General features: G+C 70.4%; 19 protein-coding genes. 16 read left to right on the top strand and 3 right to left on the bottom strand.

Translation table 11 applies throughout. The features are described 5' to 3' along the window. The first annotated feature begins 183 nt into the window (after positions 1-183). The gene (locus tag ACWDD7_RS32985) at positions 184-474 is read left to right on the top strand and encodes a hypothetical protein (protein ID WP_285561844.1); all 291 of its coding nucleotides are present in this window, start codon (positions 184-186) and stop codon (positions 472-474) included. A 65-nt stretch (positions 475-539) separates the two neighbouring features. After that, on the top strand, positions 540-908 hold the full coding sequence (locus ACWDD7_RS32980) for a hypothetical protein (protein ID WP_450460074.1): 369 nt from the start codon (positions 540-542) through the stop codon (positions 906-908). A 30-nt stretch (positions 909-938) separates the two neighbouring features. Here the strand turns inward: ACWDD7_RS32980 and ACWDD7_RS32975 are convergent, their stop codons facing one another. Continuing rightward, the gene (locus ACWDD7_RS32975; RefSeq protein WP_450460073.1) at positions 939-1,733 is read right to left on the bottom strand and encodes a hypothetical protein; all 795 of its coding nucleotides are present in this window, start codon (positions 1,731-1,733) and stop codon (positions 939-941) included. A 397-nt stretch (positions 1,734-2,130) separates the two neighbouring features. Between ACWDD7_RS32975 and ACWDD7_RS32970 the strand changes: the two genes are divergently transcribed. Beyond that, complete coding sequence (locus ACWDD7_RS32970) at positions 2,131-2,334, top strand: hypothetical protein (protein WP_450460072.1); 204 nt, start codon at positions 2,131-2,133, stop codon at positions 2,332-2,334. Between the two features lie 336 nt (positions 2,335-2,670). On the opposite strand, the gene ACWDD7_RS32965 is transcribed toward ACWDD7_RS32970, so the two are convergent. Continuing rightward, positions 2,671-3,048 (bottom strand): hypothetical protein, encoded by a 378-nt coding sequence (locus ACWDD7_RS32965; RefSeq protein ID WP_450460071.1) that lies wholly within the window; start codon positions 3,046-3,048, stop codon positions 2,671-2,673. 160 nt (positions 3,049-3,208) lie between these two features. On the opposite strand from ACWDD7_RS32965, the gene ACWDD7_RS32960 reads away from it, so the two are divergent. From ACWDD7_RS32960 to ACWDD7_RS32900, 13 genes are all read left to right on the top strand, one after another. Continuing rightward, a complete protein-coding gene (locus tag ACWDD7_RS32960) occupies positions 3,209-4,018 on the top strand; it encodes a hypothetical protein (protein ID WP_450460070.1) in 810 nt (269 codons plus the stop codon). 30 nt (positions 4,019-4,048) lie between these two features. Then, positions 4,049-5,245 carry a phage tail protein gene (locus tag ACWDD7_RS32955; protein WP_392218195.1) on the top strand — a complete coding sequence of 399 codons (1,197 nt, stop codon included), beginning with the start codon at positions 4,049-4,051 and terminating at the stop codon, positions 5,243-5,245. Beyond that, on the top strand, positions 5,242-6,510 hold the full coding sequence (locus tag ACWDD7_RS32950) for a tape-measure protein (protein ID WP_450460069.1): 1,269 nt from the start codon (positions 5,242-5,244) through the stop codon (positions 6,508-6,510). Before ACWDD7_RS32955 ends, ACWDD7_RS32950 begins: the two co-directional genes overlap by 4 nt. A 26-nt stretch (positions 6,511-6,536) precedes the next feature. Continuing rightward, the gene (locus tag ACWDD7_RS32945) at positions 6,537-7,457 is read left to right on the top strand and encodes a phage distal tail protein (RefSeq protein WP_450460068.1); all 921 of its coding nucleotides are present in this window, start codon (positions 6,537-6,539) and stop codon (positions 7,455-7,457) included. A 49-nt stretch (positions 7,458-7,506) separates the two neighbouring features. After that, a complete protein-coding gene (locus ACWDD7_RS32940; RefSeq protein WP_450460067.1) occupies positions 7,507-8,736 on the top strand; it encodes a hypothetical protein in 1,230 nt (409 codons plus the stop codon). 13 nt (positions 8,737-8,749) lie between these two features. Further along, a complete protein-coding gene (locus ACWDD7_RS32935; RefSeq protein WP_450460066.1) occupies positions 8,750-9,934 on the top strand; it encodes a hypothetical protein in 1,185 nt (394 codons plus the stop codon). Positions 9,935-9,955: 21 nt separating this feature from the next. Then, positions 9,956-10,975 carry a hypothetical protein gene (locus tag ACWDD7_RS32930; RefSeq protein WP_450460065.1) on the top strand — a complete coding sequence of 340 codons (1,020 nt, stop codon included), beginning with the start codon at positions 9,956-9,958 and terminating at the stop codon, positions 10,973-10,975. 22 nt (positions 10,976-10,997) lie between these two features. Then, positions 10,998-12,095 carry a hypothetical protein gene (locus ACWDD7_RS32925; protein WP_450460064.1) on the top strand — a complete coding sequence of 366 codons (1,098 nt, stop codon included), beginning with the start codon at positions 10,998-11,000 and terminating at the stop codon, positions 12,093-12,095. Further along, complete coding sequence (locus ACWDD7_RS32920) at positions 12,095-12,802, top strand: hypothetical protein (RefSeq protein ID WP_351876644.1); 708 nt, start codon at positions 12,095-12,097, stop codon at positions 12,800-12,802. The genes ACWDD7_RS32925 and ACWDD7_RS32920 overlap by 1 nt, the downstream gene beginning before the upstream one ends. 14 nt (positions 12,803-12,816) lie before the next feature. Beyond that, positions 12,817-13,224 carry an ATP-binding protein gene (locus ACWDD7_RS32915; protein WP_450460063.1) on the top strand — a complete coding sequence of 136 codons (408 nt, stop codon included), beginning with the start codon at positions 12,817-12,819 and terminating at the stop codon, positions 13,222-13,224. A gap of 63 nt (positions 13,225-13,287) precedes the next feature. Further along, complete coding sequence (locus ACWDD7_RS32910) at positions 13,288-14,196, top strand: peptidoglycan-binding protein (protein WP_450460062.1); 909 nt, start codon at positions 13,288-13,290, stop codon at positions 14,194-14,196. Between the two features lie 25 nt (positions 14,197-14,221). Continuing rightward, positions 14,222-14,500, top strand: coding sequence for a hypothetical protein (locus ACWDD7_RS32905; protein ID WP_351876647.1), 279 nt, complete (start codon positions 14,222-14,224; stop codon positions 14,498-14,500). Next, a complete protein-coding gene (locus ACWDD7_RS32900; protein WP_450460061.1) occupies positions 14,497-14,772 on the top strand; it encodes a hypothetical protein in 276 nt (91 codons plus the stop codon). Before ACWDD7_RS32905 ends, ACWDD7_RS32900 begins: the two co-directional genes overlap by 4 nt. A gap of 66 nt (positions 14,773-14,838) precedes the next feature. Here ACWDD7_RS32900 and ACWDD7_RS32895 read toward each other — a convergent pair whose 3' ends face one another. After that, on the bottom strand, positions 14,839-18,738 hold the full coding sequence (locus ACWDD7_RS32895; protein ID WP_351876648.1) for a DNA-directed RNA polymerase subunit beta': 3,900 nt from the start codon (positions 18,736-18,738) through the stop codon (positions 14,839-14,841). Positions 18,739-18,822 lie beyond the last annotated feature (84 nt).

Here is an 18,822-nt window from a genome sequence, read left to right as displayed (position 1 = left end):
GGCGGCGCCCATCACCAGGGCCTGGGCGACCCGTCAACGGCATGGTGGACCAGCTGTCGTCCTTCGGTGCCGAGGTGACGCGGGTCGCGCGGGCGCCGCTTCCCTCTCCCCCACCCTCCTTGTTCTCTTTGTTCCCTTTGCCCTCATTCCCCTGTCCCGCGGACCCAAGGAGCACCCGTCACCATGGCTCGTTTCGACGTCAACGCCGCCCGCGCCCAGCGCCTCGAAGCCCTCGGCCGTACCTGGTCGTTCGACCTGGACGGCGAGAACTACACCCTGCCCACCGAGCTGAGCCGCGCCACCGCGAAGGCGCTGCGCAAGCTCGACGACAACGACGTCGACGGGCTGCTGCGGCTGCTGATGGGCGAGAAGCAGTTCGCCCGCTTCGAGCAGCACGAGGTCACCATGCAGGACATCGCCGCCATCCTGGAGGCCTACGGCAAGGAGACCGGGCTCGGCCTGGGGGAAGACTGAGCCTCGTCGGGTTCGTCGACGAACACGCCGAGGCCCTCGAAGCCGATCTGCTCCGCTACTACGGCATCGACCTGCTCGACTGGCACCGCGACCGCCTCTCCGCCCGGCGGCTCGCGGTGCTGGTCAAGCACCTCCCGCGGGACAGCGCCCTCAACCGGGAACTCCACGGCGAGTCCGCGGACTGGTCGGTGACGGACCATCTGCTGGCGGCGGCCGTGGATCATCTCGCCGCCGCCAACTGGATGTTCGCCTGCGTCAACTCCGACGAGGGCGAGCAGCCGGACGCGCCGGCGCCGGTGCCGCGACCCGAGCACCGGGACGCGGAGGAGGACGGAACGGCCGACGAGCCGGGAACGGTGGCCGGGGCCCCGTCCTCGGCCGCGTCGGACGGACCGCCGCCCTCGCCCTCTCAACTGGCGCATTTCTTCGGCTGAGAGGGGAGGGATGCGATTCCCCCCGCTCCCTCACCTCCGTACCGGCGGCCCCTGCTGGTCGTCACGTCGGCGGGCCGGGGGGACCCGGCCCTCCAGTTCGTCGGCGAGGGCGCGGGCGCGGTCGGAGAGGCGGGGACGGTCCTCGTCGCGGCCGGGCGGCGCGTCCTTCGGGTCCGCGCGGCGGGACCTGTCACGGCCGGCGTCGCTCTGGCGGGCCAGTGGGGGCACACTGGGGCGGCCGTTGCGGCGGAGCACCGGGCGGCGTTCGGAGTCGGCCGGCCTGCGCTCCCGCAACTCACGGGCGGACAGCAGGATGTCGGCGGCGGAGCCGGGGTCGGCCACCGGTTCGACCGCGTCGCTCCCCTCGGCGGCCGGCTCCGGGTCGTCCGCGGCGTTCTCGCCCTCCGCACCAGGCGCCGGCGCACCGCCCGCGACCGTCCGCTCCCGTTCGCCACGCTGTTCGACGCGTGTCAACTCGTCCGGGGGGACGAGAAGTCGGACGTACGGCAGCGGTATGACCTCTCCGCCGCCCCCCTCGCCCTCGGTCCGGCGGGCACGGCGCGGACGGCGGCCGGTGCGGGCGTCCTCCTGGCCCTGGAGGTAGGCGGCGGTGATCCGCTGTTCGTACGCCTGCCGTACGGCGGGGAGTTCCTCGTCGACGACATCGGCCCAGCCGGCGCTGTACGCGGCCAGCTCGCGCCGGTCGAGTTCGGCGCGCGGGATGACCACGAGGTCCTCGGGCGCGTGGCCGAGGCTGAGGACGAGCTCGGAGACGCGGGCGATGAGGTGGGGCAGATCAGGGGCCTGTTCCAGCCAATCGATCATGTGCCGTTGCCGCGTACCGCTCGCGTCCCCGTCCACCCCGTAGGCCCTGCCCTCGTCCCTGCCCCATCGCGCCCCCCGCGCGAGAACGGCTGCCCCTGCGCCGTCCGCCGTCGTCTGATCGCCCCTCAGGTCCCTTGTGGGACCAAAACGTTCACCGTTGCTTCACCGATGGGAGGAACGGCCGGATCCTACTCCACGGCTTTGCCGCGCATCCCGCCCGACCCCCCTGCGTCACCGCAGGTCGGGTCCACGCGGCGGGCGCAAGGTCCCGGCCAAACACCGAACGACCCGAGGGAATTACTCGTACACTAGTTCGAACAGCACGCTTCGAACGCCACGGAGAAGCGCCGCACGCACCACGGCAGGACCCAGCGGACAGACCGGAAAGCAGGACGACATGGCGACTGGCACCAGCAACCTCCCGGAGCAGTCGAGCGACACCTACGCCCGCCTCGCCACCCTGCTGCACTCCCCCGCCCCGAACCCGGAGGCCCTGCTGGACCGGCTCTACGAGGAGTTGCTCGCGCGGGAGTCCCGGGCGTACGCGGCCGGCTGGTCGGACGCGCTGGCCGAGACCCGGGGGCTGCCGGGACGGCCGTAACCCCCTGCGGCGTCGGGCGCCACGCCCGCACGACCACGGAACGGGCGGCCCGCCGGCCCGCTACCGGCCCTCGCCGCGGTCGGCGTCCTCCAGGACACCCCCGATCCGGTTCCCGGTCTCCTGGCTCGGCCCCAAGCCGGGCCCCGGCATCCATGCCGACGGCTTCCTCACGGCTCTCCCGGCCGGTGCCATCACTCGCGCCACCGCCCTCACCCCTACCGTTCGGCCCTCAGCCGGCCGAAGAGACCGCGTAGCCCCTCACGGCTCCGAGCCACCCCGCCCCCTCCCCCGGGCGGCTCGCGGCTCCTCCCGCGGCGAAGCGGTGTCACCCGGCCGTCACCAGGGGCGGACCAGGCACACCATCACGAATCCCGCGACGAAGAGGACCAGTCCGCCGCAGCCGAGCAGATAAACGGCGAGACGCTCGGCGCGATAGTCGTAGTCCTCTCGGCTCCCGGTCTTCGCCCGGCTGGGCTTCCTGCGGTCGTAGACGACGGGGACGACCGTGCCGGGCCCGCCGATCAGCTCGCGATGCCGCTCGTAGAATTCCCGCCCCTCGCCTCCCTCGGGCAGACGGACCCGCAAGTAGACGCGGTGCAGTCCGTCCATGCGGTCATGACGTACGACCACGGCCTCGCCCTCGGTACCGGAACGCTCCAGGATCCGCAGGCGCCGGTAGGTCGCAAAGCTGGTCAATTGGATCAGCACGCCCATGAAACCCAAAATCATGAACAAGAGCCCCAAAAGGTCTACCACGCCGCCCGGCTTCCCCATTCGTGAATCCCCCCTGAAAAAGCGAAGAGCATCAGAATGGGCAACCTAGTGGCCGCCGAGCGGCGAAGTCAATACCCGGCATCCATGAAGCGAGGCAAAAATGGCCTGTGATTCGGATCCCCAGGTCCTGCAGAAAATTGCGGACCTCAAGAAGGACATCGGCACGGTAAACACGACACTGAACACACACGTAAAGAATGCCGGCGCTCTCACCAAGACCGACAAGCAGGACATCATCAATGCGATCAAGGGCGGCCCCGACGAGCAGAAGAAACCGTGGGAGGCTTTCGCCGAGGCGATCGGACTGAAGGATCTTTTCGACGCCTTCAAGCAGCTGAACCCGCTGACCCTGGCCATCGCCGGAGTCGCCGCCGGCATCGCCTTCCTCAAGGACAAGCTGTTCAACATGGGGAATATCCTCAACTGGGTGTGGGAGAAGTTCACCGGCAAGATCTGGACCCTCGGCGACAATGGGCTGCCCAGGCAGCAGACACGCGCGGACGCGGAAGCCAACAACAGTCTCTCCGTCAACCTGGACGGCGCCACGCCACGGCAGCTGAATGACCTCAAAACGGCCCTCAGCGGGCTTCCCCCGAAAATCCATTCCTTCAACACGAAGATCCGGGAGATGAAATCCCCGAGCGCCATAAACAAGATCACCACGGCGGTCGGGAAACTGAAGGAAAAACTTGAACCGAACCCCGCGGAGGACATCAGGGAAGTGGCCACGGCCATCGGGGAACTCCACACGAAACTGGAGCCCTTCGATCACGACAAGCTTCCCAAGCCCCGAACTCTCCGTGACATATCCGACGCCGCCAAGGAACTCAACCGGAACGCGGAGAACGTACGGAAGATGTTCCGGGACCTGGCGACCTCCGCCACCAACGCCGCAAACGCCATTGCCTGACCGTTTCACCCTTTTCGAAGGAGGTGCGTCATGAGCCTCGTCAGCTCGTTGAAGAAGGCGTCCGGGTCTCTGGAGGACTTCAAGTCCAAGGCGTCCGGCGCGGCTGCGTCGGCCAAGGGAATCGGCAGCGCCGGCCAGAAGGGCGCCGGTCAGCTCAAGGACCTCAAGTCGGCTTCGCAGAGCGCCGAGAAGGAGCTGAAGGGCCTCAAGTCCGCGTCGGACACGGCCGAGAAGTCCCTCGGCAAGGCAGGCAAGACCGGGTCCGGCGCCGGCAAGAACCTCGGGAAGTACGAGTCCGGGGCGAGCAAGGCGGCCAAGGGCCAGGACAAGATGAACAAGTCGATGAAGGGCAACTTCTTCGGCCTGCTCATGCAGCTGCTCCAGCCGCTCATCGACAAGGTCATCGACATGGTGACCAACTCGAAGACGATGCAGAAGGTCATGAAACAGGCCTTCACCGTCATCAAGACCGTGATCAGCAGCGTCATGAAGGCCATCGGGCCGATCATGAAGAGTGCCGGCAAGCTGATCAAGTCCGTCTGGACCGGCGTCAAGTCGACGGTCTCGTCCATCTTCAAGGCCATCGCGAGCGTCATCCGGTCCGCCGTCAACACCTGGAAGTCGGTCATCGGCGGCGCGCTGAAGGCGATCAAGTCGGTCGTCTCCGGCGCCTGGAACGGCATCAAGGCCGTCATCTCGCCGGTCGTCGGCTGGATCAAGTCCGCGATCCCGAGCGCCTTCAAGGCCGTCAAGGACCGGCTGTCCAGCATCTGGGGCGGCCTCAAGGGCATCGCGAGCGGCGCCTTCAACGGCATCAAGAGCGCGGTCACCGGCCCCATCAACGGTGTCATCGGCATCATCAACCGCGCCATCAGCGCCCTCAACGGCATCCACGTGTCCATCCCGGGCTGGGTCCCGATGGTCGGCGGCAAGACCTTCGGCGTCAGCCTCCCGCACATCCCGGCCCTCGCCACCGGCGGTGTCGTCATGCCGGTCTCCGGCGGCGTGCCCGCGATCCTCGCCGAGGCCGGTGAGGCGGAGGCCGTGCTGCCGCTGAGCAAGCTCGACCTGCTGCTGCGCCGGGCCGCCGCGCGGGGCCGGGCGCCCGGCGGTGCCTCCGGGCCCGACGGCGGGGCGCTGCACATCGAGCACTACTACGCCGCCGAGAACAGCAGCCCGCAGCGGACCGCGGACGCGCTGATGTTCCTGGCGAAGGCGCGCGGATGAGCAGCGCGGTCGTACGGAACCCGTTCAAGGGGGCCCTGCCCGTCCTGCGTTCCTTCCGTGGCAAGTCCGACCAGGCCAGGGCCGGCGCGCGCGCCCTCACCGACCGCGTCAAGACGGCGGCCACGGACCTCGACCGGGTCGGGACGCCGGCCCGGCAGAGCGCCACCGCCGTCCAGCGGATCAAGTCGAGCGCGGACACCGCCGCCCGTTCCGTCACCAAGGCCGGCCGCACCGCCACCACCGCCGGGTCCCGCATCAGGTCCGCGGGAGGCAGGGCGAAGAGCGCGGGGAAGTCGCTCGGCAAGCTCGGCGCGGGGCTCGGCGGGGTCTTCGCCGTCGTCGGAGCGCTGCTCGACGCCTCCGGTGTGCTCGGTGGGCTGCTGGACAAGTTCGGCACCGCCATGACCATCGGCTCCGGCATCATGCTCGCCGTCAACCTGATCACCCGCGCCAACCCCGTCGGCTTCCTCACCGGCATCCTCCTCCCCGTCGCCGGCTGGCTGCTGGACCTCGCGATGAACTCCGAGACCGGGCAGAAGCTGATGGAGCAACTGGCCACGCTGGTACTGAAGTACGTGGAGTCGGTGCTGACCGTCCTCGTACCGGTGCTCAAGGTCGTCGCGACGGTGGTGGGCACGTACCTGAAGGGGTACCTCACCGTCATCCGCGGCGTGCTCACCGTCCTCGGCGCCCTGGTCGGCACCGGGTTCGCCGTCCTCAAGGCCCTCACCACCGGCGACACCCGAGCCCTCGGCGGCAGGGTGTCCGCGGTCTGGCACGGACTCAAGGACGTGGTGCGGCCGGTGCTGGACTGGATCACCAAGGACGTCCCCCGGATGTTCCAACGGGTCAAGGACGCCGTCACCGGGACCCTGCGCGGCATGGGGCAGTTCGTCACCACCGGGGCGCAGACCGTCGCCGGGGTCGTCAAGGGACCGATCCAGGGGCTCGTCGCCTTCGCGAACTGGGTCATCGACGGGCTCAACCACCTCAGCTTCAGCTTCCTCGGCAAGAAGTTCGGCGTACACCTGGACAAGATCCCGATGCTCGCGCAGGGCGGCGTCGTCGTTCCCGGCACGCACGCCCGCGCGGGAAGGGTGCTGCCGCTGACCGCCCTCGACCGCCGGCGCGCGCTCGCCGCCCGGCACCGGACCACCGCCCAAGCCCGCTACCGCGTCAAGGAGTTCCACGAGAGCCACGGCGCCGGCGCCTACGGCACCGCGCAGGACCTGCTCTTCCTGGCCTCCGCCCACGCCTGCTCATGACGACCGCCGAATGAGGTGAAGGCCCGATGGCCGACCTGACCACAACCGCATACACCGACGACGTCCCACCCGGCTCACTCATCACCCTCGACGGGCAGATGCAGTGGGCCGGACTTCTGATGGGCCCCGGTACGCCGTACGAGATCGACAGCGGCGGGCTCACCGGCTGGGAGGACCTGCCCGACTACGACACCACCGACGCCGACCACCCCACCGCGCACGGCGCCTGGCCGGGCGCCCGCTACGCCAAGCCCCGCAAGGTCGGCGCCACGGTGTGGACCCTGCCGCCGCAGGACGACACCGCCTCCTCGCTCGCCGCCATGCGCGTCCTGCGCCAGGCGCTGCTGCTCGGCGACGACGAACGCTGGCTCGCGGTGCGGCTGCACGGCGAGACGCTGGCCGTCCGGGCGCGGGTCAGCCAGCGGGTGCTGGCCGCCGACCGGACGTACACCACCCAGGGCGTCTCCAAGGCGACCGTGCAGTGGTACGCCACCGACCCGCGCCGGTACACGATGGACGAGCAGACCGCCGTCACCGGTCCCCCGCAGCCGGAGAGCGGGCTGACCTGGCCGCTGACCTGGCCGCTGTACTGGGGGCAGGCGACCTCCACCGGAGACGTGGACGCCGACAACAACGGCTCGGCCCCCACCCACCCGGTGCTCACCTTCACCGGTCCGTGCGTCAACCCGACCGTCACCGACCGGACCTCGGGCCTGCGGCTGCGCTACGAGATCGCCCTGGCCGCCGGTGACGAGCTGGTCGTGGACACCGCGGAGGGCACCGTCACCCTCAACGCCACCGCCTCCCGCCGGCACACCGCGGCCGCCGACAGCAGCCCCGAGGAGCTGTTCGCCTTCGAACCGGGCCGCGCCGGCCTCGCGTTCCGCCCCGACAGCCATGACACGGGCGCCCGTCTCACCGTCCGCTGGCGCTCGGCGGAGTGGTGAGGCCCGCGACCGCCAGTACCCCAGCCACGAGAACACGGGAGACCGCCAGATGAACCTCCGCAGCTCCTGGGTCGCCGAGACCGGCCAGACCCGCGAGGACACCCGACTGACCCAGATCGGGGCGACCACCCCGGCCAACCCGCTCGAAGTCCGCTCCGGCATCCTCCCCGGGTCGTACGACGGTCTCAACCGGCTGTCCGGCTTCTGGCTGGACGGCACCGCCGGCACCATGCAGGCCACCGTGCACGAGGGCCGGGCCATCGTCGCGGCCGGTGCCACCCAGGGCGCCTACCCGGTCACGCTGCCCGAACCGGCCCCCCTGGCCTTCGCCGACGGCGAGGACAACCCCCGTATCGACCTGGTCGTGCTGAAGATCTACGACGCGCTGTACGACACCGGCGCCTCCGGTGGCACCCAGCAGTCCACGGCCACCCTGGAGATCGTCAAGGGCACACCGGACGCCAACCCGCAGCCGCCCGCCGCCCCGGCCATCGGGCTGCCGCTCTACCAGGTCCTGGTCCGCGCCGGGATCAGCGCGGGCAAGGGCGGCATCAACTGGAGCACCGACGTCACCGACCTGCGCACCCCCACCGTCGCGGTCGGCGGCATCCTGCCCGCCGTCGGCGACACCGGCAACGGCGCCTACCCGGGCCAGTACCGCGACTCCGGCGGCGCGCTCCAGCGCTGGGACGGCTCGGCGTGGGTGTCGTACCCGAGCGCGCTGGGCGGCATCGCCCCGGCCGGCACCGTCGGCACGGCGAGCTACACCGGGCAGTACCGGGACTCCTCGTCCGGGCTCCTCCAGCGCTGGAACGGCTCGGCGTGGGTGTCGTACCAGCCGGTGCCGAAGTGGGTGGACTACACGCCGGTCTGGGGTACCGAGACCGGTACCAAGCCCGCGATCGGCAACGGCACCCTGGCCGGGTCGTACGTGAAGACGGGCAACGTGGTCACGGTCCGCATCTATCTCAAGATCGGCTCCACGACCAACCTCTCCGCCCAGGCCACCAACGCCAACTGGACGTTCTCGCTGCCCGCCGCGCCGACCTCCACCACCTGGAAGCTGGACGGCCGGGTGCTGACCGCGGTCGCGTTCGACCAGTCGACGCAGCTCTTCTACCAGGGCACCGGCCTGCTGGCGACCACCGGCGGCGGCGTCGTCCGCTCGCTGCGCGACGGCTTCGCGTTCAGCGCCGGCATCTGGGACAAGGGCCTGCCGATGACCTGGGCCGCGAACGACGTGCTGACCATCTACGGCACCTACGAGTCCGCCTCCTGACAAGGGGTCCGCCATGACCATCAGTTCCGCATGGCTGTCCCCGGACGGCCAGACCCGGGCGGACACCCGGGTGACCCAGACCGGAGCGCTCACCCCGGTCACCGAGAGCCAGGGGCGCTCGGGTGTGCTGCCGGGCTCCGCGGGCGGTCAGTACCTCACCGGGGGTCTGTCGCTGACCGGCACGACCGGCACCATGACCGCCCAGCTCGGCGCCGGCCGCGCGGTGATCCAGTGCCCGCCGGACCGCGGTGCCTATCCGGTGACGGTCACCGAGCCGGTCCCGCTGACCTTCGCCGACGGCGACGCCCAGTACGGCCGGATCGACCTGGTCGTGCTCCGGATCTACGACCACGACTACGACGGCAGCGGCCGCACCGAGGCCGTGGCCGAGATCGTCCCGGGCACCGCGGCCCCCACTCCGGTCGCGCCCGCCGCCCCGGACGCCTCGCTGCCCCTGTTCGCGGTGACCGTCGCCGCGGGCGTCGGCGCCGCCCAGGGCATCGACTGGAACACCGCGCTCACCGACCTGCGGTCCACCACCGTCGCGGTCGGCGGCATCCTGCCGGCGCGCTCCGGCGACACGGCGGCAGGCGGGTATCCGGGCCACTACCGGGACGTCGACGGCACCCTCCAGCGCTGGGACGGCACCTCCTGGATCGCCTATCCGAAGGGCACCGGCGGCATCGCCCCGGCCGGCAAGGTCACCACCGGGAGCTACACCGGGCAGTACCGCGAGTCGTCGGCCGGCGTGCTCCAGCGCTGGAACGGCTCGGCGTGGACCTCGGCCGTGGTGACCTCGGCGTACGCGGGGTCCGTGACCTCGGGGTCCACCAACTCGACGACGTACACGTCCACGTTGGCGAACACGAGCGGCCCGCTGAGCCTCAACTTCACCGCCCCGCCCACCGGCGCGGTGCTGCTGCACTTCGGCGCGCGCATGTGGACCGCCAACAGCACGAACAGCTCCGCCTTCATGGCACCGCAGATCTCCCAGAACGGCACCGTCACGTTCGCCGCGAGCGACGACTTCTCCTGCATGTACGGCGGCCCGGTGAGCGCCTCGGTCGCGACCATGTGGCGGCTGTACGGCCTCACGCCGGGCCTCGTCTACACGATGACCGCCATGCACCGCTCGAACGACGCCGCCGTGACCTGCTGGTTCGACACCCTCTTCCTGCGTGTCGACCCGGCCAACTGACCCGATCCGAAAGGAGTCGACGTGGCCGCACGCTCCGTCTGGCTGTCCCCCGACGGACAGTCCCGCGAGGACACCCGCCTCGTACCGCTCGGCACGATGACCCCCGTCTCGCCCGTCGCGTCCCGCTCCGGCATCCTGCCGGGCTCGGCGGACGGCACGACCCGTCTCTCCGGCTTCACCGCGGAGGGCGTCGCCGGGACCATGACCGCCGTGGTCCACCCGGGCCGGGCGCTGGTCCAAGGCCCGGACGGACAGGGCGCCTACCCGGTCGCCCTCGCCGAGGACCTGACGCTCACCTTCACCGACGGCGACGCCCAGTACGACCGGATCGACCTGGTCGTTCTCCGGGTGTACGACGACGCCTACGACGGCGGCGGCCGCACCGAGGCCGTGATCGAGGTCGTCCCGGGCACCGCGGCCGCCACCCCCGCCGCCCCACCCACCCCGCCGCTCGCGCTCCCGCTGTACGAGGTCCGCATCCCCAAGGGGGCGAGCGCGAGCACCGCACCGAACTGGAGTTCGGCCCTGACCGGGCGCCGTACCGCCACGGTCGGCCTCGGCGGCATCCTGCCGGTCACCAGCGACACCACCAACGGCGCCTACCCGGGCCAGTACCGGGACCTGGGCGGTGTGCTGCAGCGCTGGTCCGGCACCGCCTGGGCCGACTACCAGCCGCCGGTCGCCGTGGAGACCACCACCACCGGGGCCACCGCGACCACCGACTGGTCGGTGCTGAGCTACAACGCCCGCCGCACCCGCGGGGTGTGCTCCTTCAACCTGGCCCTGGCCCGCACGGGCGCCAACCTCGTCGCGACCGCCGCCGGCACCACCAACCCGGGCAACCTCAACGACACGCAGATCGCCACCCTGCCGGCGGGCTGGCGGCCGGCCCAGGACAGCTACGCGATCGCCACCGACGGATACGCCGACGGCTCCGTACGCATCCTCGCCGACGGCTCGGTCCTGCTGATCACCTGGGCGACCAGCGGGGTCATCCAGACCGGCAACAACGTGCGGATCTCCGCCTGTTACGTGCTCTGACGACCGAGGGGCCGACCGCCGCATGACCACCAACACTCCCTACCGCGCGATCTTCTGCGACCTGCTCACCGACAGCACCATCGACATCCTGCCGCTGCGCGACGTCACCGTCGACGACTACATCGGCAAGGCCGGCTCACTGACCGGCACCATCCCGGTCCCCGACGCGGAGACCGCCGCCCGGGTCCGCCGCATCGAGGAGGGCCGCACCTCGGTCTACCTCCAGCGCGGCCACGACCTGTGGTGGGGCGGGATCATCTGGACCAGCACCCTGCACAGCGACGACCAGGGCATCCTCACGCTGGAGATCCAGGCGGCGACCTTCGAGTCGTACGCGCGACGGCGCTGCATCCGCGCCGACCGCTCCTTCTCCGGCGACCAGTTGGACATCGCCCGCGCCCTGTGGGCCGATCTCCAGGCGGCGCCCGGGGGCGACATCGGCGTCAGCCCCGGCACCGAGACGTCGGGGCAGCAGCGCGCGGTGGCGTACCGGGACGGCGACGAGACCGTCTACCAGGAGGCCATCGAGGCGCTCGCGGCCGTCGACAACGGCTTCGAGCAGCGCATCTCCGTCTACCGAGACCCGGCCACCGGGGCGCGGGTGCGCCGGCTCCAGCTGGGCAGTCCCGCGATCCGGATCGGCACCACCGATCTGGTCCTGGACCGCCCCGGCTCGATCCTCGCGTACTCCTTCCCGCACGACGCCACCCGCGGCGGCACCACCGCCCGCACCCGCGGCGCGTCCGTCAACGACAACCAGGCCGCCGAGTCACGCCCCCAGTGCTCCACCGAGCAGGTCGCCGGTGACCTCCTCGCCGCGGGCTATCCGCGCATCGACCTGACCTCCGACCACACCGACGTCACCGACAAGAACACCCTCGACTCCCTGGCCAGGGCGGAACTGGCCGCGGCGCGGGGGGCGGTGGTGATCCCGGAGATCACCATCCGGCTCGACCACCTGGTGCCGCCCGCGCTGCTCGGCCGTACCGCCCGGCTGCGGATCACCGACGAGTGGTTCGCCGAGGGCCTCGACGCCCGCTACCGGATCATCGGCGTCAAGGTCAGCCCGGCCCAGCGCGGCCGCCCCGACACCGCCGACCTGTACCTGGAGGAGGTCTGATGCCCCAGCTGCCCGAGGACATCATCGACCGGCTGACCCAGATGGAACGCCGGATCCAGCAGCTGTCCACGGCCGTCAACGGCCTGCCCGCGCTCAACAAGGGGGCGGGTGACAGCGGCTACCTCTCCGTGCGGGCGCCGGGCAACGGGGCGGAGGTGTTCCGGGTCGGCAAGTGGACCAAGGACGAGTTCGGCCTCGCGATCCGGCGGCAGACCGGCAGCCTCGCCCTCAGCGTCTACAACGGCGACGGCACCAGCGCCTCCGTCCAGCCGCTGCGGATCCACGACAAGGCCACCCGGGAGATCTTCTCCGACGACATCGCCACCGGCGGCCTCGCCCGGCCCTGGCTGGCCATGCTGCCCCCGCAGAACACCGCCACCGCGAGCTGGCCGCAGACCTCCTCGGCCGCGTGGACCACGATCGCGATGTCCTACAACGTGGTCTGGCAGCCGTTCATGCGCCTGCTGGTCAACACCCGGGCCGCTTCCGGCGCCACGGGCAGCGTGCGGGTGCTGGTGAACGGCGTCCCCTGGGGGAACACCGTCACGGCCCCGGCGGACTTCGACTACACGGGCGCCGTCGCCGCCGACTTCGGCTCGGCCTTCGGCGGCCAGATCAAGGTCGAGGTCCAGGCCTGCGTCACCAGCGCCTCCGGCACCGTCTTCGCCAACCCCGTGCTGATGCACGGCTGCCAGACCCAGCCCTGAGGAGGGCCACGCACATGGACATCGACACCACCCAGCCCTGGGGCCTCGCCATCGACTACGCGGGCCGCGCCACCCTCTCCGAGGCCGGCCACACGATCCACGTCAACGTCTCCGACTCCAGCTACAGCAGCATCATCGGGCCGGACTCCGTCACGGGCACCTACTCCCCCGTCACCGTCTACGCCCAGCTCACCGAGACCGGCGCGAACGGCGCGGTGCTGCGCGGCTGGGGCCGGGTGACGGTGATGCCGGTCGGCACGGACCCGGTCGTCCCGGACCAGACGGCCATCCAGCGCGCGGTCGCGGACGCCCTCGCCGACTTCCAGGCCAACACGGCGGCGTACGTGGACCTGTGCGCCACGTGGTCGTCGGCCGGGACCGGTTCGACGCCGGACCCCGGCACCGGCACCACCGGCCCCTGACACCTCCCCCCTCCCCACCGCCCCGGGCCCCCGGCCCGGGGCTTTCCCCTGTCTGGAGTTCTCATGGCCACACCCCTGTCCGCCGACGCCCTCGTCGCCGCGCTGCGCGCCGAGGGCGTCACCGTCGTGGAGCAGCCCGGCTGGCGTACCCACAACCGGAACCAGAAGGGCAGCTGGGGCCCGGTGAACGGCGTGGTCATCCACCACACCGTCTCCTCCGGCACCAGCTCCAGCGTCAACCTGTGCTTCAACGGCGACTCCGCGCTGCCCGGCCCGCTGTGCCACGGAGTGATCGCCAAGGACGGCACCGTCCACCTCGTCGGCAACGGCCGCGCCAACCACGCCGGCGGCGGCGACCCGTCCGTGCTGCGGGCCGTGATCAGCGAGACGTACGGCGACCGGCCGCCGGTGCCGCGCGAGCACGAGGGCAGCGCCGGTGCCGTCGACGGCAACTCCCGCTTCTACGGCTTCGAGTGCGTCAACCTCGGCGACGGACACGACCCGTGGCCCGACGCCCAGTTGGAGGCCATCGAGCGGGTCTCCGCAGCGCTGTGCCGGGCCCACGGCTGGGGCGCCAAGTCGGTGATCGGGCACCTGGAGTGGTCCGACTGGAAGAGCGATCCGCGCGGCTTCTCCATGTCCGGGATGCGGCAGCGGATCCAGGCACGGCTGTCCGCCGGCACCGGTCCGAAGAAGCCCCCGCAACCCCCGCGCCCGCCGCAGTACCAGCCCTTCCCGGGTGTCTCGTTCTTCAGGGACAAGCCGGACTCCCCGATCGTCACCGCGATGGGGCGCCGACTGGTCGCCGAGGGCTGCGGCCGCTACCAGGTGGGCCCGTCCGCCCAGTGGTCGGCCGCGGACCAGCAGTCGTACGCCGCCTGGCAGCGCAAGCTCGGCTACCAGGGCGCCGACGCCGACGGCTGGCCGGGCCCCACCTCCTGGGCGGCCCTGAAGGTCCCCCACACCGCCTGACGCACACCAAAAAAGCGAGGTCCCCATGTCAGAGGCCGCCAAGCGCACCCTTCGCACCGCCCTGCAGACCGCTGTCGGCCTGTGCGTGCTGCTGCCCACGCTGATCGACGCCGTCGGCGTCCCCCGCACCCTGCCCTGGGCCGCGGGTGTGCTCGCCGTCGCCGCGGGAGTCACCCGGGTGATGGCCGTACCCGGCGTCCAGGCGCTGCTGCCCACATGGCTGCGCACCGAGCACCGGCCGAACACGGACGCCGCGCTACGGTCCCTGGGCGCCGCCGCGCCGACGGAGCGGGGTGAGGCGTGAGCGAACCCTCCTCTCCCTCCTCCCTCTCCGATCCGACCGCCGTCGCTGTGGAGCTGGAGCGGCTGCGCGGCACCGTCGAGGCCGGCTTCGCCCGGGTCGACGGCTCGCTCGCGCTGCTGGTCCAGCGCAGCGACCAGACCGACAAGCAGCTCGCCGACCACGAACAGCGGCTGGACGCCCTGGAGCGTGGCCGCTGGCCGCTCGCCAGCGTCGGCGCGCTGGCCGCCCTGGCCACGGTCGCCGTCACGGTCTGGCAGCTGACGGCCCGCTGACAACGCCGGACAACGCCGAAGGGCGGCCGCCCCCCGAGGGGAGCGGCCGCCCTTCAAGCTGCTCGCTTACTGGTTGTACGGACCGTAGTCGTAGTCCTCCAGCGGAACGGCCTGGCCGGAGCCGGTGCCGAACGGCGAGTAGTCGATGTCGTCGTAGCCGACGGCCGAGTACATCGCGGCCTTGGCCTCCTCGGTCGGCTCGACCCGGATGTTGCGGTAGCGGGACAGACCCGTACCGGCCGGGATGAGCTTACCGATGATGACGTTCTCCTTGAGGCCGATGAGGCTGTCGGACTTGGCGTTGATCGCCGCGTCCGTCAGGACTCGGGTCGTCTCCTGGAAGGAGGCGGCCGACAGCCAGGACTCCGTCGCCAGCGAGGCCTTGGTGATACCCATCAGCTGCGGACGACCGGAGGCCGGGTGACCGCCCTCCTGGACCACACGACGGTTCTCGGTCTCGAACTTCGAGCGCTCGACCAGCTCGCCGGGCAGCAGCTCCGCGTCGCCCGACTCGATGATCGTCACACGGCGCAGCATCTGCCGGATGATGATCTCGATGTGCTTGTCGTGGATCGACACACCCTGCGAGTTGTACACCTTCTGGACCTCGCCGACCAGGTGGACCTGGACGGCACGCTGACCCAGGATGCGCAGCACGTCGTGCGGGTTGGTGGCACCCACGGTGAGCTGCTGGCCCACCTCGACGTGGTCGCCCTCGCGGACCAGGACCTTGGCACGCTTCGAGATCGGGAACGCCGTCTCGTCGCTGCCGTCGTCCGGGGTGACGACGATCTTCTTCGTCTTCTCGGTCTCCTCGATCCGCACGCGGCCGGAGGCCTCGGAGATCGGGGCGACACCCTTCGGGGTACGGGCCTCGAAGAGCTCGACGACACGCGGCAGACCCTGGGTGATGTCGTCACCGGCCACACCACCGGTGTGGAAGGTACGCATCGTCAGCTGGGTACCGGGCTCACCGATGGACTGGGCGGCGATGATGCCGACCGCCTCACCGATGTCGACCAGCTTGCCGGTGGCCAGCGAACGGCCGTAGCACATGGCGCAGGTGCCGACGGCGGACTCACAGGTCAGGACCGAGCGGGTCTTGACCGTCTCCACACCGTGCTTGACCAGCTCGTCGATGAGCACGTCGCCGAGGTCGGTACCGGCCGGGGCCAGCACCTTGCCGTCGACCACGATGTCCTCGGCGAGGCAGCGCGCGTACACGGACGTCTCGACGTTGCCCGTCTTGCGCAGGACACCGTCCTCGCCACGCTCGGCGATCGCCAGCTTGAGGCCGCGCTCGGTGCCGCAGTCCTCCTCGCGGATGATGACGTCCTGGGAGACGTCGACCAGACGACGGGTGAGGTAACCCGAGTCGGCGGTACGCAGAGCGGTGTCCGCCAGACCCTTACGGGCACCGTGCGTGGAGATGAAGTACTCCAGCACGGACAGACCCTCACGGAACGAGGCCTTGATCGGACGCGGGATGGTCTCGTTCTTCGCGTTCGACACCAGACCGCGCATACCGGCGATCTGCCGCATCTGCATCATGTTTCCTCGGGCACCCGAGTCGACCATCATGAAGATGGGGTTGGTCTTGGGGAAGTTCTCGTTCATCGCCTCGGCGACCTCGTTGGTCGCCTTGGTCCAGATCGCGATGAGCTCCTGAGTGCGCTCTTCCTTGGTGATCAGACCGCGCTCGTACTGCTTCTGGACCTTCTCGTCCTGCGCCTCGTAGCCCGCGACGATGGCCTTCTTCGCCTCGGGGACGACGACGTCGGAGATGGCCACGGTGACACCGGAGCGGGTGCCCCAGTAGAAGCCGGCCGCCTTCAGGTTGTCGAGCGTCGCCGCCACGATGACCTTGGGGTAGCGCTCGGCCAGGTCGTTGACGATCTCGCCGAGCTGCTTCTTGCCCACCGAGTAGTCGACGAACGGGTAGTCCTCGGGCAGCAGCTCGTTGAAGAGCGCGCGGCCCAGAGTCGTCCGCAGGCGGAAGGTGTCACCCTGCTGCCACTCCGGCTCGCCCTCCTCGCGCGCCGGCGGGGTCCAGCCGCGCGGCGGGATGGTGCCCACCGGGAAGCGGATGTCCACGGACGACTGGAGCGCCAGCTCGCCGGCGTCGAACGCCATGATCGCCTCGGCCGTGGAGCCGAACGCGCGGCCCTCGCCCTTGGTGTCACGCAGCTCGCCGTCGGTGGTGAGGAAGAACAGACCGAGGACCATGTCCTGGGTCGGCATCGTCACCGGGCGGCCGTCGGCCGGCTTGAGGATGTTGTTCGAGGACAGCATCAGGATGCGGGCCTCGGCCTGCGCCTCCGCGGACAGCGGCAGGTGCACGGCCATCTGGTCACCGTCGAAGTCCGCGTTGAACGCGGTGCACACGAGCGGGTGGATCTGGATGGCCTTGCCCTCGACCAGCTGCGGCTCGAAGGCCTGGATGCCGAGGCGGTGCAGGGTGGGCGCACGGTTCAGCAGCACCGGGTGCTCGGCGATGACCTCTTCGAGGACGTCGTACACCACGGTGCGGCCGCGCTCGACCATGCGCTTGGCCGACTTGATGTTCTGCGCGTGGTTCAGGTCGACCAGGCGCTTCATCACGAACGGCTTGAACAGCTCCAGGGCCATCGCCTTGGGCAGACCGCACTGGTGCAGCTTGAGCTGCGGGCCGACGACGATGACGGAACGCGCCGAGTAGTCGACACGCTTGCCGAGCAGGTTCTGACGGAATCGACCCTGCTTACCCTTCAGCATGTCGCTGAGGGACTTCAGCGGACGGTTGCCGGGGCCCGTCACCGGGCGACCACGACGGCCGTTGTCGAAGAGGGCGTCGACCGCCTCCTGGAGCATGCGCTTCTCGTTGTTCACGATGATCTCGGGCGCGCCGAGGTCGAGAAGCCGCTTCAGGCGGTTGTTGCGGTTGATGACACGGCGGTACAGGTCGTTCAGGTCGGAGGTCGCGAAGCGGCCACCGTCCAGCTGCACCATCGGACGCAGGTCCGGCGGGATGACCGGGACACAGTCCAGGACCATGCCCTTGGGGCTGTTCGAGGTCTGCAGGAACGCGGAGACGACCTTCAGGCGCTTGAGCGCACGGGTCTTCTTCTGGCCCTTGCCGGTGCGGATGATCTCGCGGAGCTTCTCGGCCTCTTCCTCAAGGTCGAAGGACTCCAGGCGCTTCTGCAGCGCCGCGGCACCCATCGAGCCGTCGAAGTACGTGCCGAAGCGGTCGCGCAGCTCGCGGTAGAGCAGCTCGTCGCCCTCCAGGTCCTGGACCTTGAGGTTCTTGAACCGGTTCCACACCTCGTCGAGGCGGTCGATCTCGCGCTGCGCGCGGTCGCGCAGCTGCTTCATCTCGCGCTCGGCACCCTCGCGCACCTTGCGGCGCACATCGGCCTTGGCGCCCTCGGCCTCCAGCTCGGCCAGGTCGGACTCAAGCTTCTTGGCGCGGGCCTCCAGGTCGGAGTCGCGGCGGTTCTCGATCTGCTGGCGCTCGACCGAGACGTGCGCCTCCAGGGAGGGCAGGTCGCGGGTACGACGCTCCTCGTCGACGTACGTGATCATGTACGCCGCGAAGTAGATGACCTTCTCCAGGTCCTTCGGGGCGAGGTCCAGCAGGTAGCCCAGGCGGGACGGAACGCCCTTGAAGTACCAGATGTGGGTGACGGGAGCGGCGAGCTCGATGTGGCCCATCCGCTCACGGCGCACCTTGGCGCGCGTGACCTCGACGCCACAGCGCTCGCAGATGATGCCCTTGAAGCGGACACGCTTGTACTTGCCGCAGTAGCACTCCCAGTCCCGGGTAGGACCGAAGATCTTCTCGCAGAAGAGTCCGTCCTTTTCCGGCTTCAGGGTGCGGTAGTTGATGGTCTCGGGCTTCTTGACCTCGCCGTGGCTCCACTGACGGATGTCGTCAGCGGTGGCCAGGCCGATCCGGAGCTCGTCGAAGAAGTTGACGTCGAGCACTATGCGTCAATCCCTCTCAGGGTCGTGAGTCTGTGGTCTGAAACGGGGGCCTGGGGGTCGGCGGGGCCCTGTGGGTGAGGGCCC

Source organism: Streptomyces sp. NPDC001056, from assembly GCF_053598955.1.
Note: the sequence above shows the minus strand (reverse complement) of the source record. Positions and strands in the feature narration are given on the sequence as shown.

Coding starts and splice junctions, on each gene's coding strand:
- ACWDD7_RS32985 (WP_285561844.1), top strand. CDS start 184: ATGGCTCGTTTCGACGTCAACGCCGCCCGCGCCCAGCGCCTCGAAGCC.
- ACWDD7_RS32975 (WP_450460073.1), bottom strand. CDS start 1,733: ATGATCGATTGGCTGGAACAGGCCCCTGATCTGCCCCACCTCATCGCC.
- ACWDD7_RS32970 (WP_450460072.1), top strand. CDS start 2,131: ATGGCGACTGGCACCAGCAACCTCCCGGAGCAGTCGAGCGACACCTAC.
- ACWDD7_RS32965 (WP_450460071.1), bottom strand. CDS start 3,048: ATGGGCGTGCTGATCCAATTGACCAGCTTTGCGACCTACCGGCGCCTG.
- ACWDD7_RS32960 (WP_450460070.1), top strand. CDS start 3,209: ATGGCCTGTGATTCGGATCCCCAGGTCCTGCAGAAAATTGCGGACCTC.
- ACWDD7_RS32955 (WP_392218195.1), top strand. CDS start 4,049: ATGAGCCTCGTCAGCTCGTTGAAGAAGGCGTCCGGGTCTCTGGAGGAC.
- ACWDD7_RS32950 (WP_450460069.1), top strand. CDS start 5,242: ATGAGCAGCGCGGTCGTACGGAACCCGTTCAAGGGGGCCCTGCCCGTC.
- ACWDD7_RS32945 (WP_450460068.1), top strand. CDS start 6,537: ATGGCCGACCTGACCACAACCGCATACACCGACGACGTCCCACCCGGC.
- ACWDD7_RS32940 (WP_450460067.1), top strand. CDS start 7,507: ATGAACCTCCGCAGCTCCTGGGTCGCCGAGACCGGCCAGACCCGCGAG.
- ACWDD7_RS32935 (WP_450460066.1), top strand. CDS start 8,750: ATGACCATCAGTTCCGCATGGCTGTCCCCGGACGGCCAGACCCGGGCG.
- ACWDD7_RS32925 (WP_450460064.1), top strand. CDS start 10,998: ATGACCACCAACACTCCCTACCGCGCGATCTTCTGCGACCTGCTCACC.
- ACWDD7_RS32920 (WP_351876644.1), top strand. CDS start 12,095: ATGCCCCAGCTGCCCGAGGACATCATCGACCGGCTGACCCAGATGGAA.
- ACWDD7_RS32915 (WP_450460063.1), top strand. CDS start 12,817: ATGGACATCGACACCACCCAGCCCTGGGGCCTCGCCATCGACTACGCG.
- ACWDD7_RS32910 (WP_450460062.1), top strand. CDS start 13,288: ATGGCCACACCCCTGTCCGCCGACGCCCTCGTCGCCGCGCTGCGCGCC.
- ACWDD7_RS32905 (WP_351876647.1), top strand. CDS start 14,222: ATGTCAGAGGCCGCCAAGCGCACCCTTCGCACCGCCCTGCAGACCGCT.